We start from the raw sequence: 26494 nt of genomic DNA, 5'->3' as shown, positions 1-26494 counted from the left end.
ACCACTACCCCAGGTGCGCGCGGTACGCCGGCACGGCCCACGGCACGTCCTGCTCGCTGGGCAGCGCGCCCTGCTCGGCCGCCCGACGCAGTACCTCGACCACGCCGCGCAGGTGGCGAGCCCGTTCGTGCCCGTCGCCCACCACGTCGACCAGGTCGCCGTCGAGCAGTCGGGGCTCGGGGGCGGCCCACAGCGCGTCCAGCAGCGCGGTGAACGGCGCGGTACGGGCCAGCGGCGCGATCAGCGGCGTCCCGGGCGGGTCGATCCGGTGGGCGAGCAGGTTCTCCAGCAGGCCCTGCCGACCGGGGACGTGGCGGGGTGTCGCGTCCCCGGGCAGGCGCAACCGGTCGGTCGGATATTCCAGTACGGCCTGCCCGGTCGTACCGGTCACCGTCACCTCGCCCGCCACGAATCGCGCCGAGGCCAGTGTGACCGCCGCCAGTACGGGTGGGCCGGCGCGGAACCGGACGCGCAGCACGGCCGTGTCCTCCACCTCGATCGGTCGTACCCGGTACCGCTCCGCCTCGATCGCGACCGGCGACGGCGGCGCCCCGCCCAGCGACTCGGCGACGGCCAGGCACTGCATCACCGCGTGCGCGAGCGGGTTCGCCAGCGCGCCGTCCAGCACGGGTCGGCCGTCCACGCTGCGGCGGCCGGCCCACGGGGCGCGGGCGTAGTAGGCGTCCGGCCGCTGCCACGCGGCGACCGTGGCGATGCCGGTGACCGTGCCGAGGCGGCCGGCGGCCAGCGCGTCGGTCAGCGCGGTCAGCGCCGCCGAACCGAGCGCCTGGAAGCCGACCTGGGCCACCCGTCCGGACGCCGCGAGCGCGTCGCTCAGCTCGCGGTGCTCGGCCATCGACAGCACCGGTGGTTTCTCCAGCAGCAGGTCCGCGCCGGCCGCCAGGGCGTCGAGGGCGATCGGCAGGTGGGTGTGCGGCGGGGTGCAGATCACCACCACCTCCGGGCGGGTGGCGGCGAGCATCGCCCGGTGGTCGGTGAACACCCCGACGCCGGGCGGCACGGGCGCCTCCCGCTCGTCGCGTACCGGCCCGACGTCGACCAGGGCGACGAGCCGCAGCCGGCCGTCGGCGTGCAGCGGCGCGATCACCCGCCGGTGCCAGTGGCCGTGCCCGTTCGCCCCGATCACCGCCACCGTCGCCGGCGGCACCAACCCGTTCACGCGACCACATCCGCTGCCACCGCCGCGCCGACCGAAGCCACCGTCGTGCCGGCCACCGTCGTGCCGGCCACCGCCGCCCGGCTCACCGGACGCCGGCCAGGGTCGCCTCGACGCCGTGCCGGCCGAGCGCGGTGAGCCAGGCGATCACCTCGGCGCGTACGTCGTCGTCGTCGGCGACCTCGGCCGGGATGACCTCGCGCAGCGCGAAGACGGCGTCCACCGCGCCGGCCGGGCTCTGCGCGCCGGCGTCCAGGGCGGCCCGGATGGACCCGGCGAGGGGATCCTGCAACGGCAGCGGGCGGCCGTCGTCGGCGTACCCCAGCGCGAAGCGCAACCAGGACGCCACGACCAGCGCGCCCCAGCGCGCGGACCGTCCGGACGCGCGCAGGTCGGCGATGGTCTGCAGGATGCGTTGCGGCAGCTTCTGCGAGCCGTCGATGGCGACCTGGAGGGTGCGGTGCCGGATTGCCGGGTTGCCGAACCGGGCCAGGACCTGCTCGCCGTAGTCGACGACCCGGACCCCGTCCGGCGGGGTGAAGCTGGCCGCGACGTCCTCGGCGATCAGCCGGCGCAGCACGTCGGTCAGGTGCGGGATCGCCAGCGCGTCCGCGATGGTCTCCCGCCCGGCCAGCGCGCCGAGGTACGCCACGGCCGAGTGCACGCCGTTGAGGGCCCGCAGCTTCAACCGCTCCCACGGCCCGGCGTCGTCGGTCAGCACTGCCCCGGCGTGTTCCCAACCCGGCCGCCCGCCGGGGAAGTCGTCCTCGATCACCCACTGCGCGTACGGCTCGGCGGCCACCGCGGCCAGGTCGGTGACGCCGAGCGCCCGGCGGGCCGTGTCGATGGTCTCGGGCGTGCTGGCCGGCACGATGCGGTCCACCATGGTGCCCGGGCAGGTCACGTTGGCGGCCACCCAGTCGACGAGCCCGGTCGGCACCCCGGCGGCCCGCTCGATCCCCTGGTCGACCAGGCCCCGCAGCCGTCGGCCGTTGGCCGGCAGGTTGTCGCAGCTCACCAGGGCGATCGGCCCGGCGTCCGCGGCGGCGCGGGCGGCCAGTCCGCGCAGCAGCAGACCCGGCACGGTCGTCGGGGGTCGATGACCGGCGAGGTCGGCGGCGAGCGCGGAGTCCGGCGACAACCGGCCGGTCACCGGGTCGAGCTGGTACGCCTTCTCGGTGACGGTGAGCGTCACGACGCGGACCGCCGGGTCGGCGAGCAACGCCACCACGGCGTCCGGGTCGCTCGGCGCGTGCCGGACCCCGCTCAGCGCGCCCACCACCCGGGTGCTGGTGTCGGCGGCGGAGAGGGCGCTCACGCTGAACAGGTTGTCCTGGGCGGCGAGCGCGTCGACCACGGCGGCGCTGCGCGGGGCGACGGCCACGATGCCCCAGTCGCCGCCGGCCGCGCCGACCGCCGCCTCGGTGTAGACCGCCTGGTGCGCGCGGTGGAAGGCGCCCAACCCCAGGTGTACGACGCCGGTCGGCACGGTGCCCGGGCGCACGAGCGGACGGGACTCGACGGGCAACTGGCGCAGCACACCCAGGCCGAGGCGGGACGCGCCGACGGTCACCGCCATGCCGGACCGTCCGGGAACCGGAACTCGGCGATCGACGCCGGTCTCATGGTGGCGCTGTAGCCGGGGCGGTCCGGCAGCAGGTAGCGGCCGCCACGGGTGCGCACCGGGTCGACGAAGTGTTCGTGCAGGTGGTCGACGTACTCGATCATCCGGCCGTCGAGGCTCGTGCCCACCCGCAGGTAGTCGAAGATCGCCAGGTGCTGGACGTACTCGCAGAGCCCGACGCCCCCGGCGTGCGGGCAGACCGGCACCCCGAACTTCGCCGCGAGCAGCAGCTCCGCGAGGACCTCGTCGACGCCACCGACCCGGCACGCGTCGACCTGCATCACGCCGATCGCCTCGGCCTGGAGGAGCTGCTTGAAGATGACGCGGTTGGCGGCCACCTCGCCGGTGGCGACCCGGCACCGGCCGTCGGTCAGCTCGGTCACCGCGCTGGCGATCCGGGCGTGACCGAGGATGTCGTCGGCGTGCGTCGGCTCCTCGATCCAGTACGGGTCGACCTCGGCGAGGGCGGTCATCGCGGTGATCGCCTCGTCGACGTCCCAGACCTGGTTGGCGTCCATCATCAGCAGCGCGTCCGGGCCGATCTCGGCGCGGATGATCCGGGCCCGGCGCAGGTCGTCGGCGAGTGGGCCGCCGACCTTCATCTTCATCGCCCGCCAACCGTCGTGGTACGCCTGCCGGCTCAACGCCCGTACCTTCTCGTCCGGGTAGCCGAGCCACCCGACCGACGTGGTGTACGAAGGGAAACCGTCCCGTTCCAGCGTCGCCAACCGGTCGGCCAGGCCGTCGCGTCCCTTGTCGAGGATGGCCGCCGCCTCGTCGGGCGTCAGCGCGTCGGTGATGTGGTGGAAGTCGACGCTGGCGACCAGGTCGTCGGTGGGCAGCTCGGCCAGGAACCGCCACATCGGCTTGCCGGCGATCCTGGCCCGCAGGTCCCACACCGCGTTGACGAGCGCGCCGGTCGCCATGTGGATGACGCCCTTCTCGGGGCCCAGCCAGCGCAACTGCACGTCGGCGCTGAGCGAGCGCCAGAACGCCACCGGCTCGGCGGCGATCTCCTCGAGCGTCCGGCCCTCGACATGGTGGGCCAGCGCCCGTACCGCCGCGCAGGTGATCTCGTTGCCCCGCCCGTTGGTGAAGGTGAACCCGGCGCCCACCGGCCCGGCGTCGGTGCCCAACTCCACGTACGTCGCCGAGTAGTCGCCCCGGTTGATCGCGTCCGACCCGTCGCCCCGGGCGGCGGTCGGGAACCGTACGTCGTGCACGTCGACGGAGGTGATGGTGACGGTCACTGGTGTGCTCCCTCGAAGTGGAAGACCCGCTTGGGCAGCCGGTACGCCAGGTCGACGATCGTCTCGGCGGCCTCGTCCAGGCCCAGCCGGTGCTCGGCGACCAGCCGGGCCAGGAAGCCGGCGTCGACCCGGCGGGCCACGTCGTGGCGGACCGGGATGGAGCAGAACGCCCGGGTGTCGTCGACGAACCCGGTGGTGTTGTAGAAGCCGGCGCTCTCGGTGACCGTCTCCCGGAACCGTCGCAGCGCCTCGGGGGAGTCCAGGAACCACCAGGGCGCCCCGAGCAGCAGCGCGGCGTACCCGCCCGCGAGGGGGGCCAGTTCGCGGGTGAAGGTGTCCTCGTCGAGGGTGTAGAGCACCACGGTCAGCCGCGGGTCGTTGCCGTACCGGTCCAGCAGCGGGGCGAGCGCGTGCACGTACTCGGTGGCCTGCGGCACGTCGCCGCCCACGTCCCGGCCGTGCCGCTGGTACAGCCAGCGGTTGTGGTTGCGCACCGCGCCGGGGTGCAGCTGCATCACCAGGCCGTCGTCGAGGGACATGCGGGCGAACTCCATCAGCATGTGCGCCCGGAACGCCTCGGCGTCGGCGGCGTCCGCCGTGCCGCGCAGCCCACGGTCGTACAGTCGGGCGGCCTCCGCCGGGGTCAGGTCCAGGGTGCGCGCGGTGGGATGCCCGTGGTCCGACGAGGTCGCGCCGGCCGCGACGAACGCCGCCCGGCGGGCCCGCAGCGCGGCCAGATAACCGGGGTACGTGCCGGTGTCCTCCCCGGCCAGCGCGCCGAGCCGGGCCACGTTCGTCGACCAGCCGTCGAACTCCATGTCCACCACGTCGTCCGGCCGGAACGTGGTGACCACCCGGCCGCCGGGACCACCCCACCCGTCGGCGGCGAGCTTGGCGTGCGCCGCGAGGTCGTCCAGTGGCGACTCGGTGGTGGCGAGGACCTCGATGCCGAAGCGCGCGAACAGCGCCCGGGGCCGGAACTCCGGCTCGGCGAGCCGCGCGGCGATCTCGTCGTAGACGGCGTCGGCGGTCTCGGGACGTAGCGGGGTGTGCACCCCGAAGACGGTGCGGAAGGTCTGCTCCAACCACAGCCGCGACGGGGTGCCCCGGAACAGGTGCCAGTGCGCCGCGAAGCGCCGCCAGATCACCCGCCCGTCGGCCTCCACCGGGTCGCCGTCGCGGGTGGGCACCCCCAGGTCGGCCGGGGGTACGCCCTGACTGAGCAGCATTCTGGTCAGGTAGTGGTCGGGCACGATGAGCAGCCGCGCCGGGTCGGGGAACGGTCGGTCTTCGGCGAGCAGGGCCGGGTCGACGTGCCCGTGCGGCGAGATGATCGGTTGCCGCGCCGCGAGGGCGTACAGCTCCCGGGCCAGCGCGCGCTGGCCGGGCTCGGCCGGCAGGAGCAGGTCGGTGAAATCGGACGTCGGCACGGGGCTCCTCGTCTGCTGGTCAGCGGGGGGTGAGCAGGTCGGCGACGCGCACGGGTCGGCCGGTCTCCAGGGACCGGTTGGCGGCCAGGCCGGTGAGCAGGGCCGCCGCGCCGTCCTCGGCCGTCGCGGCGCGGCCCAGCGGATCGGGTCGGCCGCCGAAGAGCACCGCGGTCATCCGGGCGTCCGCGCCGCCGTGCCCGTGCCGGGTACGACCCTCGACGGGGATCCGCCGGGGCGGTGCCCAGAACGGGCGCACGGTGAGTGTCGTGCCGCCCCCTTCGGCGGGCGCCTCGACGCCGTGCAGGGCCGCCCCCTTGACCGCGCCGGCCGTGCCCCGGTCGACGTAGTCGTTCTCGGTGACCTCCAGTTCGAGGCGTCCCCGGCTGCCGTTCACCATCACCCGGTAGCCCTCCCAGGGGGCGTAGGCGGTGAGGTGGTACGTCATGGTCGCGCCGGTGGAGTAGCGGGCGAGCACCGCCATGTCGTCCTCGATGCTCACCCCGGGGGCGAACACGTTGCGGTCGCGCTGGTAGCCGTCCTCGGCCTCGGCGTCGAGGTACAGCTCGCGCAGCCGGGGATGCGCGTCGAGCCGCAGCGCGAACGGGTCGTCGACGGCCGCCGGGGCGCCGTACGCCCGGTCGTAGTCGCGGGCGTAGCCGTGCCGGCGGCCGTCCTCGCCGTAGAAGAAGAGCCGGCCCGCCGCGTACACCTCGACCGGGGTGGCGGCCAGCCACCAGTTGACCAGGTCGAAGTGGTGGCTGGCCTTGTGCACCAGCAGGCCGCCGGAGGTGGCCTTGTCGCGGTGCCAGCGGCGGAAGTAGTCGGCGCCGTGGCGTACGTCGAGCAGCCACTCGAAGTGCACCGAGCCGATCTCGCCGACCGCGCCCTCGGCGAGCAGCCGGCGGACCTGCTCGTGCAGCGGGTTGTAGCGGTAGTTGAAGGCGACCGTGACCCGTTTGTCGGTCTCGGTCACCGCGTCCAGGATGCGTCGGCAGCGGGTGGCGTCGACGGTCATCGGCTTCTCGGTGACGACGTCCCGGCCGGCACGCAGCGCGGCCACCACGTACTCGTCGTGGGTGACGTCCACGCTGGTCACCAGGACGGTGTCGACGTGCTCGGCCGCCAGCATCGAGGCGAACTCGCCGGCCGGGTACGTGGGCACCGGGGGGTGTCCCAACTCGCCCAGCCAGCGGTTGTGCGCGTCCATCCGGGCCTGGTTGACGTCGGCGAAGGCGACCAGCTCGGCGGAGTCGGCGTGGTCGAGCACCAGGGCCCGGACGAACATCTCCGCCCGCGCACCGGTGCCCACGACGGCGTACCGGACTCGTCCGCCGGATGTCGGTGACATGCGATCGCCCTCCGGATGACCCCTGCAAAGGTTTGCAGTGAAGTAACCACGATCGATCTCATGGCGTCAACGACACCGGCACAATCGGTGGCAATTATGGGTTTTTGCGGGGTTGAAGGTCACCAATGGGTGCGTCGACGCAACAGAGCTGCAAACATTCACCGTTGACAGTGGAGCAACCGTTTGCATTAATTGGCGGCACCCGCGTGACCACCGCCCACTCGGACGAAGGGGCCGCCGTGCCAGTCACCATCCGGGACGTCGCTCGCGCCTCCGGGGTGCACATCTCCACCGTGTCCCGCACCTTCTCCGCCCCGCACCTGGTCAATCCCGAGACCCGGGTTCGGGTGCTGGCCTGTGCGGAGGACTTGGGCTACCGGCCGAACCGCGCCGCCCGCGCCCTCATCACCGGGCGTACGCACAACATCGGGCTGATCATCGCCGACATCGCGAACCCGTTCTTCCCGCCGCTGATCAAGGCGGCGGAGGGTCAGGCGCGGCACCGCGACTACCACGTCTTCGTGGCCGACACCAACGAGGACCCGACCGCCGAGGAGGAGTTGGTCCACGCCCTCGCAAAGCAGGTCGACGGGGTGCTGCTGTGCAGCCCTCGGATGAGCAACAGCCTGATCGAGCAGCTCAGCCGCGAGGTGCCGCTGGTCGTGGTGAACCGGCAGGTGTCCGGCCTGCCCTGCGTGCTGATGGACGTCGGGCAGGGCGCCCGGGCGGCCGTCGAGCACCTGATCGGTCTCGGTCACCGGGACATCGCCCTGCTCGGCGGGCCGCGCAGCTCGTGGACCAACCGGGAGATGCGGCGCGCCGCCACCACGGCCGTCCGGGCCGGTGGCGGGGAGTTGACCGTGCTCGGCCCCAACGCGCCCACCGAGACCGGCGGCTCGGCCGTGGCCGAGCAGGTGCGGCGCAGCGGCGTCACCGCCGTGCTCGCCTACAACGACCTGATGGCGATCGGCCTCATCGAAGGGCTGGACGCGCTCGGGGTTCGGGTACCGCAGGAGGTGAGCGTCGTCGGGGTCGACGACATCGCCCTGAGCCGGCTCACCCGACCCAAACTGACGACGGTGGCCACACCCACCGGGGCCGCCGGCCGGACGGCCGTCGACATGCTGCTGCAACAGGACATCGAGTCACCGCGCGGCGCGCGGGGGCCCGGTACCGGCACGGCGGTCGGCGTCCGTCGTACCACCGCACAGGTAATGCTCCAGACCGACCTGGTCATCCGCGACTCGACCGGTCCGGGCCCGCACGCCCGACCGGCCCGTCCCCTGGCCGCGTCCCATGGCCCGGACCCGCACTGCCCTGCGGGCCCGGGCGTCCCGACTGCGGCCACCGGTGATGCCGTCGCCTCCTAAAGCCGAGGAGTGAGCGCACATGCACCCCGCAACGTCCCCCACCACTGGCACGCCCGTCGGGCGTCCTCACGGTACCCCGCTGCCCCGGCGACGGTTGCTGCGCGGCCTGCTCGCCGCGACCGTCGCCGCGCCGCTGCTGTTCGGCGCCGCCGCCTGCGGCGACGACGGCGCCGCCGACCCGGACGCCCCGGTCAAGCTCTCCGTCTTCTGGTGGGGCGGCGACGCCCGGGCCAAGCTGACCGAGGACGCCCTCGCCCTCTACACCAGGAAGCACCCCAACGTGACCTTCGAGAAGACCTGGCAGGCCAACCAGGGCTACTTCGACAAGCTCGCCACGCTCACCGCCGGTGGCAACCCGCCGGACCTGTTCCAGATCGACGACAACTACCTCGCCGAGTACGCCGCCCGCAACACCACGCTCGACCTGAAGACCTACCAGGACTCCGGCAAGCTCGACGTGTCCAAGTTCCCCAAGAGCCTGCTGGAGTACGGGGTGGTCAACGGCAAGCTCGCCGGGGTGGCCGCCGGGGAGAACACCCAGGGCCTGGTCTACAACAAGACGCTGCTGGCGAAGCACAACCTGCCCGAGCCGACCACGGGGATGAGCTGGGAGCAGCACATCGCCTGGGCCGAGGAGGTGTCGAAGAAGACGGGTGTGCCCGGCACCCAGGACCCGAGCGCCGACTACAAGGCGTTCTGGGTCTGGCTGCGCCAACAGGGCAAGGACCTCTACAAGGGCAACGAGTTGGGCTTCACCGCCGACGACGTGACCGCCTGGTTCGACCTGTGGAAGGGCGCGCGGGACCGCAAGGCCACGCCGACCGCCGACGTCATCCACGAGGGCAACTCCAGCGACGTCACCAAGCAGTTGGTGGTCACCGGCAAGTCGGCCACCTCCTGGGTCTGGGCCAACCAAATGCCGGACCTGAAGAAGAACACCAAGGACGAGCTGGGGGTGATCGCGTACCCCGGTGACCCGAGCGCGCAGTGGGCCCGGGCCTCGATGTACTGGTCGGTCTTCAAGGGCAGCAAGAACCGGGACGTCGCGGTCGACGTGATCAACTTCCTGAACAACGACCAGGAGGCGGTCAAGCTGCTCGGCACCGACCGTGGCCTGCCCTCCAACCTGGACCTGCGCCGGGTGGTCAGCGACGACACCACCGACCCCGCGATGAAGCAGTCGATCGCCGTCGAGGCGGAACTGACCCAGAAGTTCGGCGCGTCGCCACAGGTGCCGATCAAGGGCCACAGCAAGGTCAAGTCCGAGCTGATCAAGGCTGCCGAGAACGCCCAGTACGGCCGGACAACCCCCGCACAGGCCGCCGCCCAGTTCGTCGAGGCGTGCAAGGCCGCCATCGCCTGACCCGCCCCAGGAGGCGAGGAGAGGAGCCGTTCGTGGCGTTGACCACGGCGCCCGACCCGACCCGACGCGGCCCCGGATCCGCCCGGACCCACACCACCCGGCGTGGGTCCGGCAGCGTCCGGCACCGCGAGGGTCTGGCGGGGTACGTCTTCCTGTCGCCGTGGCTCATCGGCCTGATGGGTGTCACGGCGGTTCCCATGCTGCTGTCGCTCTACCTGAGCTTCACCAACTACGACATCCTCACCCCGTTCTCGGAGGTCCAGTGGGTGGGGCTGGCCAACTACGAGCGGATGTTCACGGCCGACCCGTCGTACTGGCACGCGGTCCGGGTCACCCTGACCTTCGCGCTGGTCGCCGTACCCCTCAAGCTGGCGGCCGCGCTCGGCGTGGCGCTGCTGCTCAACCGCGCGTGGCGCGGCGTCGGGTTGTTCCGCGGCCTGTTCTACCTGCCGTCGCTGCTCGGCGGCAGCGTGGCGCTGGCCATCGTCTGGGTCAACATGTTCAACCGCGACGGGGCGTTCAACTCGTTGCTGAGCCTCGTCGGCATCGAGGGCCGGCCCTGGGTCAACGACCCGGACTGGGCCCTCGAGACGTTGATGGTGCTGGCCATCTGGCAGTTCGGCGCCCCGATGGTGATCTTCCTGGCCGGGCTCAAGCAGGTGCCCACCGAGCTGTACGAGGCCGCCTCGGTGGACGGGGCCGGTCGGTTCCGCCAGTTCCGCAACGTCACCCTGCCGATGCTGTCCCCGGTCATCTTCTTCAACCTGGTGTTGGAGACCATCAACGGCTTCCAGGGCTTCACCGCCGCGTTCGTGCTCAGCAACGGCACCGGCGGCCCGGTCGACTCCACCCTCATGTACACGTTGAACCTCTACATCACCGGCTTCACCGACCTGGAGATGGGCTACGCCTCGGCGATGGCCTGGGTGTTCCTGCTCGCCATCGCGGCCATCACCGCGATCTTCTTCAGCACCGGGCGGTTCTGGGTGCACTACTCCGACGGCGAGGACCGGTGATGGCGACGATCGACGTGCCGACCACCCGGCGCCGGGCCGGTGGCCGGACCGTGCTGCGGCTGCTGATCCTGGTGGCGATCGTGGCCGTGGTGCTCTACCCGCTGATCTGGATGGTCGGCACCTCCGTGAAGTCCCAGGAGGAGATCGTCAACAACGTCGGGCTGCTGCCCGAGCGGTTCACCCCGGGCAACTACACCGCCGGATGGTCCAACTTCGACGTCGGCTTCGGCCGGTTCTTCCTCAACAGCGCGCTGGTCAGCCTGCTCACCGTCGTCGGCAACGGGCTCTCCTGCCTGCTGGCCGCGTACGCCTTCGCCCGGCTGCGGTTCCGGCTGCGCGGCCTCTGGTTCGCCGTCATGATCGGTACGCTGCTGCTGCCCCAGCACGTGCTGATCGTGCCGCAGTACATCCTGTTCCGCACCCTCGGCCTGGTCGGCGGCGAGTGGCCGTACCTGCCGCTGCTCATCCCGCAGTTCCTGGCCACCGAGGCGTTCTTCGTCTTCCTCATGGTGCAGTTCATGCGGGGCGTCCCGCGCGAGCTGGACGAGGCGGCCCGGATCGACGGCGCCGGCCCGTACGGCATCTTCCGGCACATCATCCTGCCGCTGAGCCGCCCCGCGCTGGTCACCACCGCGATCTTCTCGTTCATCTGGACCTGGAACGACTTCTTCCGCCAACTGGTCTTCCTGTCCCAACTGGAGGACTACACGGTGCCGGTGGCGCTGACCCTGTTCATCGACTCGACCAGCCAGAGCGCGGTCGGACCGATGTTCGCCATGTCGGTGCTGTCGCTGCTGCCGGTCTTCCTGTTCTTCGTCGCCTTCCAACGGATGCTCGTCGAGGGGATCAACACCAGTGGCATCAAGGGCTGAACCCGTCGACGTCGGCGGTCGCCGGGACTGGCGGGACGTCGCCCGCGACGCCGCCGACCTGGCGCTGCTCGGCATCCTGCTGACCCTCGCGGCGGCACCGCTGCTCACCGCCGCCGCGGCGGCCGGCACCGCCAGCGCGGCGGTGCACGACTGGACGCGTACCGGTAGCTGGCCGTCGGCGCGTACGACCCTGCGCCGGTTCGGCCGCTCGGCGCTGCCCGGGGTGCCGGTCAGCCTCCTCGCGCTCGCCGTGCTCGGGCTGCTCGCCGCCGACCTGGCGGCGCTGGCCGCCGGACGGGTACCCGGCGGTCCGCCGGTGCTGGCGGTGACCGGGCTGGTCAGCGCCGTACTGGCCGGGTACGCCGGGCTGGTCGTCGTCGAGGCGGGCCGCAACGGGGGCGGGCGGTGGCGGGTCGCGGCCCGGTCCAGCGCCCGCGCCTGCCTCGACGCGCCCGCCCGGTGGGCCGCCCTCACGGGCGTGACGGCGCTGGCCGGGCTGCTCGCCGTCCTGGTCACGCCGGTGGCAGTGCCGATCCTCGCCGGCTACACCCTGGCCGCCCTGCACGCCGTCGCCAACCGGTTGCCGGTCCCCACGGACGTCGGTCGCGCCTTCGCCGCTGACGGCAACGGCCCCGAGCCGGCCGCCGCCCGGCCGGAGCTGCCGTGAGCACCGATCCCACCGCCGTCACCGAGGAGCCCGCGCGGCTGCTGGTCGGCGCGACCGAGGTGGCCCGGTACGTCGTCGACCCGGCGCTGGACGCGCGGCACGGGCCCCGGCCGTACCTGCACCCGGTCCGCACCCTCGGCGGCACCGTCGTCACCGACGCGCTCCCCGCCGACCACGTCTGGCACCTCGGGGCCTCACTCGCCGTGCAGGACGTCGACGGCGTCAACCTGTGGGGCGGGCGCACCTACGTGCGCGACGTCGGCTACACCTGGCGGGCGGACCACGGAAGGATCGTCCACACCGGCTGGTCCCGGCGCTCGGCCGACCTGCTGGCCCACCAGGCCCAGTGGCGTGACCCGCACGGACGGGTGCTGCTCACCGAGCGGCGTCAGCTCGCCGCGACGGCGGTGACGTCGGACGTCTGGCGGCTCGACCTGGACTCCGCGCTCACCGCGCCGCCCGACAGATCCGTGCGCCTGGGTAGCCCGGCCACCAACGGTCGCCCCGGCGGGGCCGGCTACGGCGGGTTCTTCTGGCGGGCCGCCGCCGACGGTGAGCCGACGGTGTACACCGCCGACGCGGCGGGGGAGGAGGCGGTCAACGGCAGCGCGGCCCCGTGGCTGGCGCTGGCCGGCACCGCGCCGGGCGGTGGGGCGTACACCCTGGTCTTCGCGGGGCTCGGCCCCGGCGACCGGTGGTTCGTGCGGACCGCGATGTACCCCGGCGTGTGCGCAGCCTTCGCCTTCGACACCCCTGCGGAGATCCCCGCCGGAACCACCCGCCACGGCCGCTACCAGGTATGGATCGCCGACGGCATCCTGCCCCCCGACCGCTGCGCGACCCTCGCCAGCGACCGTCGATCATGAAGTTGTTGTCCCGACACGCCGGGCGCGGTGACAATAACTTCATGATCGACCGGGTAGGGCGGCGGGCACGGCGGCGGCGGTGACACGGATGGCCTTGACGATCGCCGGGATCGAGCCGATCAGCAGCACCAGGCCCCAGATGATGGCGATGATCGCGAAGACCAGCGCCGCCACGTCGTCGACGATGCTCACCAAGATCACCGGCACCAGGTTGTGCAGGAATTCCAGCACGACGGTGCACAGCAGGGTGGTGATGATCAGCAGGACGAGGCCCTTGTTCTGCAGGAACCGGGGCTGGGCCAGCACCAACATCCCTGCCCACACGAGCTTGAGCAGCAGCGCCAGCCCGAGCAGCACCGCCGCGTCGCCGACCGGGAAGAAGCCCCACAGCGCCAGGTACGCCAGGGTGCCGAACGGCGCCGCCAGGAACAGCGACACCATGATCATTAGTTCCACGAACGCGATGATCAGCAGGACGAGCGAGCCCAGGATGAGCAGGATCGAGAAGATCAGCGTCGCGACGCCCTGGATCCGACCCTGCACCCGCTCGGGCACCACCAGGCTCAGGCAGAACAGGCCGGTGGTCCACACCGCCACCGCGTCGATCAGCGCGAGATAACTGGTGCCCCGGCCGGACGGTTCGCTGACCCCGGCCGCGTCCACCTGCACGCCGAGGTCCGCCGCGCCGACCAGCAGCGCGCCGGTCGCGTCGCCACCGCCGGTGAGCAGCGACGATCCCACCTCGACGAGGAGCACCAGCGTGACCGCGACCAGCGCGAGCAGCAGGAAGGGCTTGCGCAGGTCACCCATGGCGGGCCTCCGTACGGTCGAAAAGCGCGCTGCCGGGGCCGGCTGTCACTCGGCGGCGACGGTGACCGTGCATCCGACACCTCCCGGGCAGCCCAGCAGCACCGTGGCCGCGTCGTCGACGGCGATCCGAGCGACCGCCTCGCCGCCGTCGTCCGGCTCGACCTTCGAGCGCACGGTGAGGTCGGCGTCGCCGGGCGCCGGCGCGGTCACCACGAACGGGCGCGCGCTGCGCAGCACCAACGTCCGGAGTTCACCGGGGTCGGCGACCCGCACCGCGCAACCGCCGACGAAGGCGAGCACGTCGCCGGTACGGTCGCAGTCCGCCTGTACGGTCGCCGGGTCGATCGTGCCGCTCCCGCCGGCCAGCCGGCCCAACCGCTGCACGAACCCCGGCCGATCGCCCGCGCGGCCCTGGTCGCCGCCGCCGATGCCGACGGCGAGCGCGAAGAACGCCACCAGCAGCACCGCCAGGGTCACCAGGACGACCTTCTGCCGACCGCTCATCGCTGTGCGACCGCCCCGGTCACCTCGGTGAAGCGGATCTGGTCCACCCCCGCGAAGTACCTGTCGAAGCCCTGCGTCTTGCCGACGGCGACGAGGGTGAGCGTGTGCCGGCCCGCGCCCAGCCGGACGGTGCCCACGTCGGTGAAGTCCTGCAGGACGACCGTCGGGGTGAAGCCGAAGAAGGTGCTGCCGAGCTGCACGCCGTCGACCTGCCAGATGGTGTTGGCGTAGTCGAAGCTCGTGGTACGCGTGGTGGAGAGCCGCCACACGGCGTCGGCGGGCAGGTCGACGGTGAGGCTCACCCGGTCGCCGGGCGCCAGGCCGGTGAAGAACAGTTGCGCGTCGCCCGACCAGGTCACGTCGCAGCAGTTCGGCTGTGCCCCCACCGCCGCGGCGGTCTTCGCCGGGGACTCCACCCGAGCGCCGTCGACCAGGCTCTCCGCCTCCACGGTCACCACCCGTGGCGCGCCCGGCGTCGGTGGGCCGTCGGAGCGGGTGAGCAGGTAGCCGACCACCCCGGCGACCACCAGCACCAGCGCCGCCGCGGCGGCGATCCACGGCCAGGGCGTCCGCTTCGGCGCGGCGACCGCCCGGACCTCGTACGTCACCCGGCCGCTGGAGCGCGAACTCTCCTCCGGCGCGGTGTTCGCCGAGTACGCGAACCCGGTCATGTCGTAGCGGCGCGGCGCGGTGCCGGCCGGCACGGCGAGGCGGACCAGGAACGAGACCGACCCCGGCCCGGGCACCACCCGCTGCGGGTCGGTGACCGTGAACCAGGCCCGCTGGCTGCCCTCGCCGGGCGCCACGTCGAAGACGACGGTGTCCGGCGCGACGCCGGGGTTGGAGACGGTGAAGGTCAGCTCGCCGTGGTTGGCGGCGTCCAGGGTGAACTGCGACGCGGCGGCGGCGACGGCCCATTCGGTGGTCATGACGGCTCCTTAAGCGGACGGTGCCGCGGTCGGCTGATCAGGTGGTGGCGAGGCGGCGAGGACGACCTCGGCGGTGGTCGCCGCGGGTTTCTCCGCCTCGACGATGCGGGTGATCACGGCGAGGTGGTCGGCGGCGGCCGCCGGCACCCGCACCACGATGTGGAAGGGCTTCTCGTCGGGCTCGTCGATGGCGAAGCCGCTCACCCCGGTGGCCACCTCCAGGGCGCGGCGCATCCCGTACGGGGTGCCGCGCCAGCGGGCCAGCAGCGCGCCGTGGGCCACCAGGTCCCGCAGCCGCCCGACCGGCAGGGGCAGCGGCGCGTCCGGTCGGTGCGACGCCACGACGTGGTCCATGGCCACCCAGCGGGTCAGCCGTACGACCATGTCGTCGGGTGCCCGGTACGGGTCGAACAGGGCGTCCACCTCGGCGAGGATCGCCTCGTCCGGGGCGTGCAGCCCCTCCATCACGTCCAGCAGCGCCCAGAGCACGCTGCCCGGCACGCACGCCCGCTGGTACGCGGCGGGCAGCAGCCGCTCAATCGCCGAGCGTCGCATCCTGGCGCACCACCTCGATGTCGTGCTCGCCGGAGCAGAGCAGCCACGTGTCCGGGACGGTCACCACGTCGGCGGTGGCCTGGTTGGCGCTGGCGGTCCAGGTGACCGCGTCGGCGCTGCGGTAGACGCCGCGCTCGCCGCCGGCCAGCACCAGCCGGTCCGCCGCCGGACCGCCCGCGCCGGAGGCCGCCGGGCCGCCCGCGCCGACGCCCGCCGCGCCAGGGCCGCTCACGGCGACGGCGTCCACCGGCACGAACCGGGTGCGGTCGCGTAGCGGCAGCCCGCAGTTGACCGAGACCGGTTGCCACTGCGGCTGGGCGGCCAGGGTGTCCAGCCGCAGCACCCCGCCGCTTTGTGTGGCGGCCACCGCCTGCTGCCCGGCGAACGCGAGATCCCGGCAGGTGCCACCGAGCCAGCCGGCCTGCACCGACTGCCACTTGACGTCGGACTCGAACAGTCGGGTGCGGTGGCAGCCCTGCCCGGGTTTCTTCGGGTCCGGCTCGCCCGCGCCACTCCACAGCAGCGTGGCCGGCCCGTCGTACTGCACGGCGAGGACCCGGTTGTCCACGTTGGCGAGCCCGACGTGCGCGAAGCTGCCGGGCCGGCCGCCGGCCGTCGACAGGTACACCCCGAAACTCGCCTGCGCCGCGACCGCCACACCGGGCGCGCCACGCTCGGAGACGAAGGCGCGGACGGCGTAGAAGCCCCGGTCGGCGTCGGACTCCTCGACCAGGATCTGCAACGGCACCGCGCCGGGCAGCAGCGACACCTCGTACAGCCCGGTGTCGGTCGCCACCAGCAGCGCTCCCGCGCCGTCGCGGTCCAGCCACGCCACGTCGGAGATCCGCGAGTCCAGGTCGGCCAGCAGCGACCAGGTCTCACCCAGGTCGGTGCTCAGGTGCACCCGGGAGCCGCCGGAGGCGCGCAGCGTCACCACGGCCACCGAGCCGGGACGGGCCACGATGCCCGGCCGCACCGGCGCGGGGGCGGGCGCCACCCGCAGCACCGTCTCCTCGTCGAACCGGCCGGCCGGCTCCCAACCCGAGCCGGCGTTGCTGGACCGGAACAGCACCGGGCCGCGCCCGGCGTACCAGGTGCGCGGCTGGTACGCGTCGACGGCGAGGGCGCGCACGTCGGCGTCGGGCGCCTCGTCGACCACGAACCGCACCGACTCGACGTACCGCACGCCCGGCTCGGCCTGCTCCAACAACCGGTACACGTTCGACGCCCGCAGCGGCTCACCGAACGGCCATCCGCCCGGGTTCAGCGCGGTGGGCAGCGGGCTGAGCGTCTGGTGCAGCCGGTCGTGGATGCGCCGCCGGACCGCGTCCACGTCCTCCTCCCGCCGCACCACCACCCGGGCCCGCACCGACACCGCCTTGAACCGCGCCCAGCTGGCCCGCGAGCGGATACCGACCATCCGGCGCTGTTCCAGGTCCGCCTCGACGCGGTGCCGGGCCTCGGGCACCTCGTGCTCGCGCAGCACCGAAACCGGCAGCCGGCCGCCCGGGCGCGCCGCGGGCGGCACGTACGGCACCAGCACCACCTCGACCTCACCCGGGCGGGCGAAGCTGTAGACCGCCGAGCGGGTGAACGCGCGGGCCCGCGCCACCGCGCCGGAACCGGTGGCGAGCACCTCGAAGTCGCGGGCGGTGACCGCGCGCTGCTGGGCGAAGAACTCGTACGGGCCGCGGAGCAGCACCGACTCCAGGGTCTCCATCTCCCGGCCGCCGGCCGCCGGGGCGGGGTTGTCGACGCGTACCCCCGGCAGTGGATCGCGCAGGGTGGTCAGCGTGCCGGCGGCGACGTTGCCGGCCGGACCGCCGCCGGCCCGGTACCAGAGGCGGACCTGCCGCCCGGCCGGCGGCACGGCCGCCACCGGCGTCGGCCCGGCGGAGCCGCCGGTGGGCGGTCGCAGGTCCAGCGCCGGGGCGAAGGTGACGGTGCCCGAGCAGCGGTCCACCAGGTACGCCTTGGCCTGCGGGCCGAGCCCGGCGAAGCTGTCCACCGGCTGCCAGATCTCGAACGTGCGGCCGTCGTGCTCGCGGGCCGCCGCCCCCAGCTCCACCGAGCCGGTCGGCACCTCCACCCCGAGCAGCAGGTCCAGCGGCTCGCCGGTGTGGGCCAGGGGGGCGCGGGCCGCGCGCAGCACCTGACCCGGCTGGCCGGTGCCGACGCCCAGCAGCTCCGCGTCCACCGGCTCGCAGTGGTGCATGCGCACGGTCACCGAGGACTCCCCGGCCGGCAGCGCCGCCGGCTCGGTGGTGACGAACACGACGGGCTTGGGGTCGGCGCCACGCGCCGCCGCGACCCGCAGCCCGGCCGGGATCCGCACCTCCGAGGTGTCCGTGCCGGTGCGGGTGAACACCACGTCCGCCCAGGCCGCGGTGGGCGCGTGCCGTGCCACCCCGAGCAGGTTCAGGAACTGCACGTACGCCTTCTCCGGCAACTGGTTCAGCCGGTAGATCATCACCTCGGTCAGGTGCGCGAACGCCTCGACCAGCGCCATACCGGGGTCGTGCGCGGACAGGTCGGTCCACGCGGGGCAGGACTGGCGGATGCGCTCGCGGGCCTCGGTGACCAGGTCGAGGAACCCGCGGTCGTCCAGGTGCGGCACGGGCAGCGTCATGACGATTCTCCCGGTTCGTCGTCGGCGGGGAGCAGGTCCACGGAGAACACCAACTGGCCGGGCGTCAGGCTGGCCCGCACCCGGTAGTCGAGCCGGATCACCAGTCGCCACGGGTCGTCCGGGTCCGGTCCGGCGTCGACGTCGACGACCTCGACCCGGGGTTCCCAGCGGGCGATGGCCTGCCGGACGTAGTGGATCGCCAGCCCGGCCGTGGTGTCGTCGTTGGGCGCGAAGATCAGCCGGTGCAGCCGGGAGCCGTACCCGGGTCGCATCAGCCGCTCGCCCGGTGTCGTCGACAACAGCAGGAACAGCGCCTGGCGTACGCTCTCGTCGCCCTCGGTCATGGCCAGGCCACCGGCGGCGGTGACCGCCAACCCACCGCCCCGGCCGGCGTCGAAGCCCGCCCCGACGAAGCGGAACGCCCTCACCGGTCCGCCCCCAGGAAGCGCTGCCGGGGGTCGCGGACGGTGTGGTACACGGCGTTGGGCGGGGTGCCGTCGGTGAACCCCTTGAGGTGCGACAGCACCACCCGGTGCCCGTCGACGCGGAGCCAGTCGCTGTAGCCGACGCGGACGGTCAGCGTCTTCGCGCAGGGCTTGATGGTCGGGCCGTAGTTCGGGCAGGCGACGATCGTCCGTCCCTCCGGGTCGTCGTCGACAAGCACCGGCACGGCGGTGACGGTCACCCAGCGCTGCGACGGTCGGTTCTCGACCCGGCCGTCGTGGTCACAGACGATCACCGAGTCGCGGTGGATCCAGCGCATCAGCCGCCTCCTTCGTGGTGGGCGCGGGCGAGCGAACGGGCCTGCTGCGCCGCGGTGGTCGGATCCTCGGTCGCCTCGGCGTGCAGGAAGTCGACGCTGCGGGCGCGGACCACCATGGCCCGCCCCGGCGCGGAGATCACCAGGTCGGTCGCCGCGTGCAGGGTGGCCAGGTCGGGGGTGAGTTCCAGCCAACTGCCGCCCTCGGTACCGAGCCGCAGGCTGCGCCGGACGTCGTCCACGACGATCGACTGCCCGCCGGCCGTACGCAGCGTCCAGCGCCGGGCCCGGCCGTCGTCGATGCCGGCGTCGTACGGCTCGACCGCGCCGAACAGGGAACCCAGCACGATGCCCGCGACCGGTTCGCCGCCGGGCAGCACCACCAGCACGGTGTCGTCCGGGTCGGGGAGCGCCACCAGGCCCTTGCCGCGCCCCGCGCCGGGGCAGAGCACGCCGAGCCAACCGGCGTCCAGGTCCCCGTACGCGGGCAGGGTCAGCCGGACCCGGCCCAACCCGTCCGGGTCGGCCACGTCGGTCACGGTGCCGAGGGTGACGACCGCGCCGCCGGCCGTCGCGGGCGGCACGGCCGGTGGGACGGTCGAGAACCGGGTGAGGTGCCCGTCGCCGTCCACGGTGTGCACCACCTCGGTCAGCACGTACGCCCCCCTGAGGGGTTCGGGCACCCCGGCCAGGTCGATCCGCCGGCCCGGGCGCAGCGCCGGATCGCCCTCGGTGACCCCCTCGGCGGTGCACAACGCGGCGGCGCGCAGGTCGAGCCGCGCCTGGGCCAGCGCGGCCACCTCGTCGTCGCTGCGCCCCGGCTGGTCGACGGCGGTGCGTACCCCGTCAGCCCCCACGTCCGCCGGGTCCGGACGGTCACCGGCCGGCCGGCCGCACCGTGCCTCGTCGGCCCGCTGGCTGATCGGCTCGGCCCGCTGCGGGTGCCACCCCAACGCGGCGCTCGCGCCGGCGGCCCGGTCCGCGTTCGTGGCCAGCCGCAGGGTGTGCACCCCCGCGCCGAGGATCAGCGGGACCGGCTCGCCGTAGCCGGCGAGGGTGACCAGTCGTACGCCCTCGCCGTCGGCGACCAGGTGCAGACCGGCCCGCCCGGCGACCTCGCAGAGCAGCTCCAGGTCGCTGTGCCGGTGCTGCACCAACCGTTCCAGCCGAGGGCCGTCGTCCTCGGCCGTCACGCTCAGCCCCACCGCGCCGCACAACTCCCGGGCCAGCTCGGCGGCCGTCACCGAGGTGAAGACCCGCAGCGCCTGCCGTTTGCGCAGCCGGTGCACCGCGTCGTACGCCCGCAGCCGCAGCACGGCCGCGCCGTCGGCGGCGTACTCGACCTCCACACCTGTCACCTCCCCGCCGAACAGCGCGTCGGCGTGGTCGGCGAGCCGCACGTCGAGGGTCGTGCCGGGGCGTACGGCGGGGTCGAGGGCGGCGACGCCGGCACCGGTGGCGAGCACCAGTTCGGCCTGGGTCGGCTGGTCGAGCCGGGCGGCCACCCGCAGCGAGCGGATCCGCTGGCGGGCCACGGCGGTCAGCTCGACGCCGTCCAGCAGGACGGTCAGCGCCCGGGGCGCGACGCTGGTCACGGCGTGCTCCCCGGGCCGGCTGCGCCACCGCTCGACGCGGTCCTGCTCGCGGCGGCCGTTCCGGTCGGGCCGGGCCAGGTCGCGGCGGCCGTTCCGGCTGGGCCGGACCCGCTCGCGGCCGGGCCGGGCCAGGTCGCGGCGGCTATCGAGGCGGCCCAGCTCGCGGCGGTGGCGACGGTGGCGTCCACGAACGACCCGCCGGCCCGCGCCGTGGTGCCGAGGGTGGACTCCGGGCCGCCCGCGTCGACCGGGGGAACCGCGAGGGTCGTACCTGCCGGAACCGCGAGCGGGTCGGTGATCCGGTTGTGTTCGGCCAGCAGCCGCCACCGCAGCGGCGACCCGAGCGCGTCGTTGGCCAGCAGGTCGAAACGCACCCCGGCGTGGCCCGGCTCGGTGGCGCCGTCGCCGGCCGCGACCACGGCGCTGCCCGGCGCGGCGGCCGGTGTGCTCGCCGCGGCCAGCTCCTCGGCGAAACCGGCCTGCGCCTGGTCGGCGGTCTCGGCGGCCCGCACGAGCTTCAGCCGCAGCCAGGAGCGCCGTGGCGAACCGGCGCCGGTGAACGCGTCGAACCGCTCGGCCACCGCCACGATCACGCCCGGCACGTTCCACGTCTTGCCCCAGACCAGCCGGACCAGCGGCGGACGCAGCCAGCCGTGCTCGGCGGCGGAGTTCTCCGCCAGCATCCACAGCGGCCGGGTCAGCATGCGTACGTCGGTGGGGCGGGCCTGGGCCTGGACGAAGTCGACGTCGAAGAGCAGGTCCAGCACCAGTTCGGTACGGCCGCCGCCGGTGAAGACCAGCGGGTCGTCGGCCAGTCCGGAGCCGGTGAGCTGCGCGCCGCCCGCACCCCGGTGGCGTACGCCGGCGAGCCGGGTCACCTGCACGGTCTCCGGGTTGAGCAGGCAGTCCACCCGCTCCCCGGTGGAGTCGACGAGGAAGGCGACGCGTTCCATCAGCCGCCCGCCTGCTCCCGGTCGAGCCGGCGCTCGTGGTCCGCGTCCAGCGCCGCGCCGGGCACCGTCCACAGCGGTCCCTCATCCGGGAGCGCTGGCCACGGGTCCACGCCGGGCCGGCCGGGGGCCGACGGGAACGCCGCGTCCACCGGCCACCGCCCGCCGTCGTCGACCTCGGCCACGCCCGTCCCGTACGCCGGTGGACCGTCCCACCGCCCGACCTCACCGCCGCCCTGCCCGAACCGCACATCGGCGTGCCGGTCCCGGTCTGGCCGGGCGTGGTGCGGCGGGGCCTCCGCCGGCCCTCGATACCGGTCCGTCCGCTGCTGGTCAGGGAGCCGGCGGGCGTGCTGCTCCGGCAACTGGCCGGAGTGGTCGCGGAGGTGCTGGTCGGCGACTCGCTCCCGGTCGGCCTGCTGTTCGGGGCGCTGCCGGCCGTGCTGCTCGGGATGCTGGCCTGGGTGCGACCGGACGGGCTCCTCGCCGGGCCGGCCCTGCCTGGCCGGCTCGCCCGGTAGGGCGGGCCAGGACGATCCGCCCATCCTCCCGTCGCCGCGCCCGGGCCGCGTCGCCGGCGCGTCCAGAGTGGATCGAGCCGGACGGCCGCTCTCGCGGCGGGGACCCGGCACGGTCTCGCCGGGTGTGGGGGGCAGGTCTGCCGCGCTCTGGTCATCTCGGCCCCGGGCGGCCGGGATGGACGTCCCCGCCCCGGGGTGGGCGACACCCGGCATTCGGAACGGCCGGCCACCGTTCGCCGAGCTGTCCCGACCGCTCGCCGGCACGGAGTCGGAGGAGCGAGTCGTCCCGCTGGACGGCTCCGAGCCGACCGGGGCCGCTGGTCGAAGGACCGGAAGCCGTCGTTCGGACCCGCCGTCCGGGCGTCCGGGACCGCCGGTCCGGGGATCGGGCTCGGCCTGCGCACCGGCGCCGCCCGACCGGGCGTGCGGGTGCGGGTCGCCGGACCGGCGGTGAGCGGCGGCAGCCAGCCGGTCGGTCCGACCGGCGCGGGACGCCGGGCCGACCGGGCCGAGCGGGTCGACTGAGCCGCCCGGGTCGACTGAGCCGCCCGGACCGCCGGAGCGGTCCGGCCGCCGTTCCGGGGCTGCGCCCGGCGGAGTCTCGTCCCGGGCCGGCGCGGCCTGGTCGAGGTCCAGCTCGCGGAGCAGACCGGGGGCGTGCGCGGCGACCAGGTTCACCCAGTGCTGCGGCGGCTCGCCGAGACGACGCGGCACGTCCGCCGGAGGTGCCGGCTCGGCGGCCGGGTTGTCGACGCGTCCGGCGAGGCGCTGCACCGCGCCGGCCGCCGCGCGGAGGCGACCGGCCAGCCAGCTACGCGGGCGTCGGCGCGGCGGCACCGCCGGCCTCCAGTTCGAGGCCCTCGTAGCGCAGCGTCAGCGACGCGATGGCGATCTCGTGGCTCACCGTGTTGAGGTGCGCCCCGCGCCACCGGGTGGGCCACGCGTCGATCAGGTTCCAGCGCAGCACCTCGGCGGTGCCCGCCGCGTCCAGCAGCACCACCGAGACGTTGCGGCGGTTGAGGGTGCCCTTGGCGGTGGCGTTCACCCAGTCCCACAGCTCGCGGGACGCGGTGAGGCCGAAGTGCAGGGTCACCGGCTCGTACTCGGCCTGGCCGGGGACGATCCGCGTCGGTCCGGGGCCGTGCTCCCGGTACGGCTGTCCGGGGATGTTCACCTCCAGCCCGCTCATCTCGGTGAAGTGGCCGTTGGTGACGCCGTTGATGAGCAGCCGGAAGTTGTACGCCCGGTACGGGTCGACGGGCGCGCCGGGCTGCGGGGTGGCGGGGGTGGCCATGTCAGCCTCCGATCGTCTCGGTCTCGGTGCCGCCGGCCCACTGGCTGAGCTTGAACACCACGAATTCGGCGGGCTTGACGACGGCGATGCCGATGTGGGCGATCACCATGCCGGCGTCCCGGACGTCCGGCGGGTTGGTCTCCTCGTCGCACTTGACGAAGAACGCCTCCTCGGGGCTGCGCCCGAGCAGCGCGCCGTCGCGCCACACGCGGGTGAGGAACGCCCCGATGTCGCGTCGGATCGAGCGCCAGAGGGTGAAGTCGTTCGGCTCGAAGACCATCCACCGGGTGCCGTTGGCGATGGCCTGTTCGATGGCGATGCTGAGTCGCCGGACGTTCAGGTAGCGCCACTCGCTGGCCTCGGCGGCGAGCGTACGGGCGCCCCAGACACGGATGCCCTCGCCCGCGAAGTAGCGGATCACGTTGACGCCCTTGGGGTTGAGCACGTCGTGCTCGGGTCGGGTGACGCGGTAGCCGAGGTCGACGGCGCCCCGGACCGGTTCGTTGGCCGGCGCCTTGTGCACGCCGCGCAGGGCGTCGGTGCGGGCCCAGATGCCGGCCAGGTGCCCGCTGGGCGGGGTGAGCTCCAACTCGCCGCTGATCGGGTCGCGGACCTGCACCCAGGGGTAGTAGAACGCGGCGAACTCGGACTGCCGGGGTCGGTACGCCGGCCCGTCGCCACCGCCGGACCCGCCGGGCTGCGCCGGGCCGCCACCCTCGGCGGGTTTCGGGGGTTTCCCGGACGACGGGGTGGCGACCCGGGTCAGCGCGGAGATGTCGTCGATGTCCGGGGCCGGGTCGCAGATCGCCACCATGGTCCGGGTCCGCTCGGCCATGCTGATCAGCGCCTCGTGGGACACCGGGTCGTGAAAGCCCGGGGCGGCGATGATGGAGATCTCGTCGACGGCCTCCAGCAGTTGCAGGCCGCCGCGTTGCTTGCCGGTGCCGGTGATCGCGCCGCCCTCGCCGACGTTGACCACCCAGCAACGCGCGCCCCCGTTGTCCAGGAAGCCGAAGACCGCCCGCGCGAGGGGGGTGCTCTCGACCTGGTCGCCCTCGGCGAAGAGTCGCAGGAACTCGGTCCAGTTGTTGACCGGTACGGCCTTGCCCAGGTGGGCGCCGCGGTTCGGGGCGACGCCGACGAACGCGGCGATGCTGGTGCTCACCGGTCCGATCGGTCGGGCGCCGCTGGGGACCTCCTCGACGTAGATGCCGGGGGAGAAGTAGCTGGGCATCGGTCCTCCTGTGCGGGGTGGGCGTCAGTGGGTCGGTGGCGCGCAGACGATGACGATGTCGTCGTCGTCCGCGTCCACGTCGGCGGTGAGCACGAGTCCGCGACCGCTGAGCCGCAGCCGTACCGGACCGGGGTGTTCGGGGTCGTGCGGCACCCCGGCGATCAGGAAGCGGCCGTCCGGCCCGGTGCGGGTCGCGGACGCCGTGCCCGGCACCTCGACGCGCATGGCGGCGAGCGGCTGGTCCTGCGGGCCGACGACCCGGCCGGCGAGGGCGCGGACCGCGACCTGGCGCAGCCGCAGCGGTCGCAGCACCGGCGGCGCGGCCGGTGTCGGGTGGTCCACCTGAGCCGGTACGTCGATCAGCAGCGCCGGGCGGGGCGCGGCGTCCAGCGCGCTCCACAGCGTCGCCGCGCCGGCGTCCAGCACCACCGGGTAGCGGCCGTCCCGGGTCGTGGCGGCGAGCACCCGGTCCAGCGGGGCGAGCCCGGCCGGGCCGGCCACGCAGAGCAGGTAGCGGACCGCGAACCGGTACGGCTCGCGGACCGCGCCGCTGGAGCGGGTCTGCTGGGCGGGGCGCAGTTCGAGGGGCCACAGGGTCAGCCCGGCGGCGTCGGCGTCCGTCCGGGGTGGACCGATCGGGACGGGTTCCCCCGCCGCGCCGGTCAGCCATTCGACCAGCTCCGCGGTGGCCGTCTCGATCGGTCCGCGCCCGTCGACGGTCATCGCGGCGGCGTCCCCTGGATGCGGTACGCGATGGCCTCGTTCCAGACGTGCGGGTAGACGCCGATCTCGAAGTAGCGGGTGAACCGGTTGATCGGCGCGTTGGTGTGGTCGTGGTAGAGCAGCCAGATCGGCGCGACGGTGAAGAGCACGTAGTTCGCCAGCACCAGCGGGATGTAGAGCGGCCCGAGCAGCCGCGCCTGGAAGATGTGCACGTCCTCGTGGCGTTGGATGCCGGAGGTGGCGCCGGCGCAGACGGTGCCGATGGTGGTGGCGTAGCGCGGGGAGACCCCCTCCACCACGCAGACCCGGCCGCTGGCGGCCGACGTGGGCCGGTCCAGTGAGTGCCCGAAGACGAGGTGCACGGCCAGGTAGACGGCCCCAACCACCGTGTTGAGCAGACTCCAGGTGTGGTCGACGACGAAGAGGACGATGCCGCGGGCGTCCGGGGCGTACACCCCGGCGGAGGTGACCGCCCAGCCGAACACCGCGCCGACCAGCAGGCCCACGACGGCCCCGACGAGCAGACCGATCGGGCCGCCGGCCAGGAGGCCGAGGACCGCGCCGACGGCCATCTGGATCACCGCGCTGAGGATTCCGAAGATCATGACGGCACCCCTCAGACCCAGGAGCGGAAGACGCGGGGCTCACGACCGCTCGCGAGCTGGGTGGGTGTCGCCTGCCGGTTGCCGGGCGGGAACTGGTTGACGCCGAGCGCGGCCGAGAAGATCACCAGCGCGTTGAAGAACGCGATGATCCACTTCTCGGCGCCGACGTCGTCGGCGAACGCCGCTGACACGTAGGACAGCAGCAGCGCGATGGCGATGGCGATCCACTTGCGGAGCTTGTCGCCGCTCGGGCCGATCAGGCCGCCGATGACGTTGGTGGCCAGCAGGGTGGCGGCGCTCGCGCCGGCGAGGCTGCCCAGTGCTGCCCAGGTGAAGAGATCGTTCATGGCGACCCCCCCTTTTCTGCGATGGTGCGACCGGGGATGTGGTGGTGGTGCGGCC

General features: G+C 73.8%; 26 protein-coding genes. 6 read left to right on the top strand and 20 right to left on the bottom strand.

All coding sequences use genetic code 11. The features are described 5' to 3' along the window. Positions 1-4: 4 nt before the first annotated feature. The 5 genes from ACN263_RS15265 to ACN263_RS15245 form a co-directional block, all read right to left on the bottom strand. The gene (locus ACN263_RS15265; protein ID WP_422740478.1) at positions 5-1180 is read right to left on the bottom strand and encodes a Gfo/Idh/MocA family protein; all 1176 of its coding nucleotides are present in this window, start codon (positions 1178-1180) and stop codon (positions 5-7) included. A gap of 82 nt (positions 1181-1262) precedes the next feature. Then, the gene (locus ACN263_RS15260) at positions 1263-2756 is read right to left on the bottom strand and encodes a mannitol dehydrogenase family protein (protein WP_422740477.1); all 1494 of its coding nucleotides are present in this window, start codon (positions 2754-2756) and stop codon (positions 1263-1265) included. Further along, entirely contained in the window at positions 2747-4051 is a 1305-nt protein-coding gene (locus tag ACN263_RS15255) for an enolase C-terminal domain-like protein (protein ID WP_422740476.1), read from the bottom strand. The genes ACN263_RS15260 and ACN263_RS15255 overlap by 10 nt, the downstream gene beginning before the upstream one ends. After that, positions 4048-5481 carry a glucuronate isomerase gene (gene uxaC, locus ACN263_RS15250; protein ID WP_422740475.1) on the bottom strand — a complete coding sequence of 478 codons (1434 nt, stop codon included), beginning with the start codon at positions 5479-5481 and terminating at the stop codon, positions 4048-4050. The genes ACN263_RS15255 and uxaC overlap by 4 nt, the downstream gene beginning before the upstream one ends. 19 nt (positions 5482-5500) lie before the next feature. Continuing rightward, positions 5501-6829 carry a Gfo/Idh/MocA family protein gene (locus tag ACN263_RS15245; RefSeq protein WP_422740474.1) on the bottom strand — a complete coding sequence of 443 codons (1329 nt, stop codon included), beginning with the start codon at positions 6827-6829 and terminating at the stop codon, positions 5501-5503. Positions 6830-7068: 239 nt separating this feature from the next. Here ACN263_RS15245 and ACN263_RS15240 point away from each other — a divergent pair, with 239 nt between their 5' ends. Genes ACN263_RS15240 through ACN263_RS15215 form a run of 6 tightly spaced genes read left to right on the top strand, consistent with a single transcriptional unit; the run spans position 7069 to position 12983 of the window. After that, a complete protein-coding gene (locus ACN263_RS15240) occupies positions 7069-8199 on the top strand; it encodes a LacI family DNA-binding transcriptional regulator (RefSeq protein WP_422740473.1) in 1131 nt (376 codons plus the stop codon). A gap of 19 nt (positions 8200-8218) precedes the next feature. After that, complete coding sequence (locus ACN263_RS15235; RefSeq protein ID WP_422740472.1) at positions 8219-9562, top strand: ABC transporter substrate-binding protein; 1344 nt, start codon at positions 8219-8221, stop codon at positions 9560-9562. A 32-nt stretch (positions 9563-9594) separates the two neighbouring features. Beyond that, on the top strand, positions 9595-10578 hold the full coding sequence (locus ACN263_RS15230) for a carbohydrate ABC transporter permease (RefSeq protein WP_422740471.1): 984 nt from the start codon (positions 9595-9597) through the stop codon (positions 10576-10578). Next, on the top strand, positions 10578-11450 hold the full coding sequence (locus ACN263_RS15225) for a carbohydrate ABC transporter permease (protein ID WP_422740470.1): 873 nt from the start codon (positions 10578-10580) through the stop codon (positions 11448-11450). Before ACN263_RS15230 ends, ACN263_RS15225 begins: the two co-directional genes overlap by 1 nt. Then, on the top strand, positions 11434-12117 hold the full coding sequence (locus ACN263_RS15220) for a hypothetical protein (protein ID WP_422740469.1): 684 nt from the start codon (positions 11434-11436) through the stop codon (positions 12115-12117). The genes ACN263_RS15225 and ACN263_RS15220 overlap by 17 nt, the downstream gene beginning before the upstream one ends. After that, positions 12114-12983, top strand: coding sequence for a PmoA family protein (locus ACN263_RS15215; protein WP_422740468.1), 870 nt, complete (start codon positions 12114-12116; stop codon positions 12981-12983). Before ACN263_RS15220 ends, ACN263_RS15215 begins: the two co-directional genes overlap by 4 nt. Before the next feature lie 39 nt (positions 12984-13022). On the opposite strand, the gene ACN263_RS15210 is transcribed toward ACN263_RS15215, so the two are convergent. The 15 genes from ACN263_RS15210 to ACN263_RS15140 are packed head-to-tail and all read right to left on the bottom strand — an operon-like array spanning position 13023 to position 26439. Continuing rightward, on the bottom strand, positions 13023-13793 hold the full coding sequence (locus ACN263_RS15210) for a hypothetical protein (RefSeq protein ID WP_422740467.1): 771 nt from the start codon (positions 13791-13793) through the stop codon (positions 13023-13025). 45 nt (positions 13794-13838) lie between these two features. Next, positions 13839-14297, bottom strand: coding sequence for a hypothetical protein (locus ACN263_RS15205; protein ID WP_422740466.1), 459 nt, complete (start codon positions 14295-14297; stop codon positions 13839-13841). After that, positions 14294-15226, bottom strand: a complete 933-nt coding sequence (locus tag ACN263_RS15200) for a hypothetical protein (RefSeq protein WP_422740465.1) — start codon at positions 15224-15226, stop codon at positions 14294-14296. Before ACN263_RS15200 ends, ACN263_RS15205 begins: the two co-directional genes overlap by 4 nt. Positions 15227-15235: 9 nt before the next feature. Next, positions 15236-15781 (bottom strand): phage tail protein, encoded by a 546-nt coding sequence (locus ACN263_RS15195; RefSeq protein ID WP_422740464.1) that lies wholly within the window; start codon positions 15779-15781, stop codon positions 15236-15238. After that, positions 15762-18410, bottom strand: coding sequence for a putative baseplate assembly protein (locus ACN263_RS15190; RefSeq protein ID WP_422740463.1), 2649 nt, complete (start codon positions 18408-18410; stop codon positions 15762-15764). Before ACN263_RS15190 ends, ACN263_RS15195 begins: the two co-directional genes overlap by 20 nt. Continuing rightward, positions 18407-18838, bottom strand: coding sequence for a GPW/gp25 family protein (locus ACN263_RS15185; RefSeq protein WP_422740462.1), 432 nt, complete (start codon positions 18836-18838; stop codon positions 18407-18409). The genes ACN263_RS15190 and ACN263_RS15185 overlap by 4 nt, the downstream gene beginning before the upstream one ends. Next, complete coding sequence (locus ACN263_RS15180; RefSeq protein WP_422740461.1) at positions 18835-19173, bottom strand: hypothetical protein; 339 nt, start codon at positions 19171-19173, stop codon at positions 18835-18837. Before ACN263_RS15180 ends, ACN263_RS15185 begins: the two co-directional genes overlap by 4 nt. Further along, positions 19173-20765, bottom strand: coding sequence for a contractile injection system protein, VgrG/Pvc8 family (locus ACN263_RS15175; RefSeq protein ID WP_422740460.1), 1593 nt, complete (start codon positions 20763-20765; stop codon positions 19173-19175). The genes ACN263_RS15180 and ACN263_RS15175 overlap by 1 nt, the downstream gene beginning before the upstream one ends. After that, complete coding sequence (locus tag ACN263_RS15170) at positions 20762-21718, bottom strand: hypothetical protein (protein WP_422740459.1); 957 nt, start codon at positions 21716-21718, stop codon at positions 20762-20764. Before ACN263_RS15170 ends, ACN263_RS15175 begins: the two co-directional genes overlap by 4 nt. Beyond that, positions 21718-23073: a hypothetical protein gene (locus tag ACN263_RS15165; protein ID WP_422740458.1), complete on the bottom strand. Its 1356-nt coding sequence runs from the start codon at positions 23071-23073 to the stop codon at positions 21718-21720. The genes ACN263_RS15170 and ACN263_RS15165 overlap by 1 nt, the downstream gene beginning before the upstream one ends. Next, positions 23048-23530: a phage tail protein gene (locus tag ACN263_RS15160; RefSeq protein WP_422740457.1), complete on the bottom strand. Its 483-nt coding sequence runs from the start codon at positions 23528-23530 to the stop codon at positions 23048-23050. Before ACN263_RS15160 ends, ACN263_RS15165 begins: the two co-directional genes overlap by 26 nt. A 1-nt stretch (position 23531) precedes the next feature. Beyond that, positions 23532-24764: a phage tail sheath family protein gene (locus ACN263_RS15155; protein ID WP_422740456.1), complete on the bottom strand. Its 1233-nt coding sequence runs from the start codon at positions 24762-24764 to the stop codon at positions 23532-23534. 24 nt (positions 24765-24788) lie between these two features. Further along, positions 24789-25487: a carboxypeptidase-like regulatory domain-containing protein gene (locus ACN263_RS15150; RefSeq protein WP_422740455.1), complete on the bottom strand. Its 699-nt coding sequence runs from the start codon at positions 25485-25487 to the stop codon at positions 24789-24791. Next, the gene (locus tag ACN263_RS15145; RefSeq protein ID WP_422740454.1) at positions 25484-26092 is read right to left on the bottom strand and encodes a glycine zipper family protein; all 609 of its coding nucleotides are present in this window, start codon (positions 26090-26092) and stop codon (positions 25484-25486) included. Before ACN263_RS15145 ends, ACN263_RS15150 begins: the two co-directional genes overlap by 4 nt. A gap of 11 nt (positions 26093-26103) precedes the next feature. Further along, the gene (locus ACN263_RS15140; RefSeq protein ID WP_422740453.1) at positions 26104-26439 is read right to left on the bottom strand and encodes a hypothetical protein; all 336 of its coding nucleotides are present in this window, start codon (positions 26437-26439) and stop codon (positions 26104-26106) included. Between the last annotated feature and the right edge of the window lie 55 nt (positions 26440-26494).

The organism is Micromonospora sp. WMMD729, assembly GCF_049315225.1.
Lineage (GTDB): Bacteria > Actinomycetota > Actinomycetes > Mycobacteriales > Micromonosporaceae > Micromonospora.
The sequence above is the reverse complement of the archived record's forward strand: the minus strand, read 5'-3'. Positions and strand labels throughout refer to the sequence as shown.

Excerpts from the sequence above, each read along its gene's own strand:
- ACN263_RS15195 (WP_422740464.1), bottom strand. The coding sequence starts at position 15,781 with ATGCGACGCTCGGCGATTGAGCGGCTGCTGCCCGCCGCGTACCAGCGG.
- ACN263_RS15225 (WP_422740470.1), top strand. The coding sequence starts at position 10,578 with ATGGCGACGATCGACGTGCCGACCACCCGGCGCCGGGCCGGTGGCCGG.
- ACN263_RS15190 (WP_422740463.1), bottom strand. The coding sequence starts at position 18,410 with ATGACGCTGCCCGTGCCGCACCTGGACGACCGCGGGTTCCTCGACCTG.
- ACN263_RS15210 (WP_422740467.1), bottom strand. The coding sequence starts at position 13,793 with ATGGGTGACCTGCGCAAGCCCTTCCTGCTGCTCGCGCTGGTCGCGGTC.
- ACN263_RS15150 (WP_422740455.1), bottom strand. The coding sequence starts at position 25,487 with ATGACCGTCGACGGGCGCGGACCGATCGAGACGGCCACCGCGGAGCTG.
- ACN263_RS15160 (WP_422740457.1), bottom strand. The coding sequence starts at position 23,530 with ATGGCCACCCCCGCCACCCCGCAGCCCGGCGCGCCCGTCGACCCGTAC.
- ACN263_RS15245 (WP_422740474.1), bottom strand. The coding sequence starts at position 6,829 with ATGTCACCGACATCCGGCGGACGAGTCCGGTACGCCGTCGTGGGCACC.
- ACN263_RS15145 (WP_422740454.1), bottom strand. The coding sequence starts at position 26,092 with ATGATCTTCGGAATCCTCAGCGCGGTGATCCAGATGGCCGTCGGCGCG.
- ACN263_RS15205 (WP_422740466.1), bottom strand. The coding sequence starts at position 14,297 with ATGAGCGGTCGGCAGAAGGTCGTCCTGGTGACCCTGGCGGTGCTGCTG.
- ACN263_RS15180 (WP_422740461.1), bottom strand. The coding sequence starts at position 19,173 with ATGCGCTGGATCCACCGCGACTCGGTGATCGTCTGTGACCACGACGGC.
- ACN263_RS15200 (WP_422740465.1), bottom strand. The coding sequence starts at position 15,226 with ATGACCACCGAATGGGCCGTCGCCGCCGCCGCGTCGCAGTTCACCCTG.
- ACN263_RS15235 (WP_422740472.1), top strand. The coding sequence starts at position 8,219 with ATGCACCCCGCAACGTCCCCCACCACTGGCACGCCCGTCGGGCGTCCT.
- ACN263_RS15155 (WP_422740456.1), bottom strand. The coding sequence starts at position 24,764 with ATGCCCAGCTACTTCTCCCCCGGCATCTACGTCGAGGAGGTCCCCAGC.
- ACN263_RS15260 (WP_422740477.1), bottom strand. The coding sequence starts at position 2,756 with ATGGCGGTGACCGTCGGCGCGTCCCGCCTCGGCCTGGGTGTGCTGCGC.
- ACN263_RS15140 (WP_422740453.1), bottom strand. The coding sequence starts at position 26,439 with ATGAACGATCTCTTCACCTGGGCAGCACTGGGCAGCCTCGCCGGCGCG.
- ACN263_RS15170 (WP_422740459.1), bottom strand. The coding sequence starts at position 21,718 with ATGGAACGCGTCGCCTTCCTCGTCGACTCCACCGGGGAGCGGGTGGAC.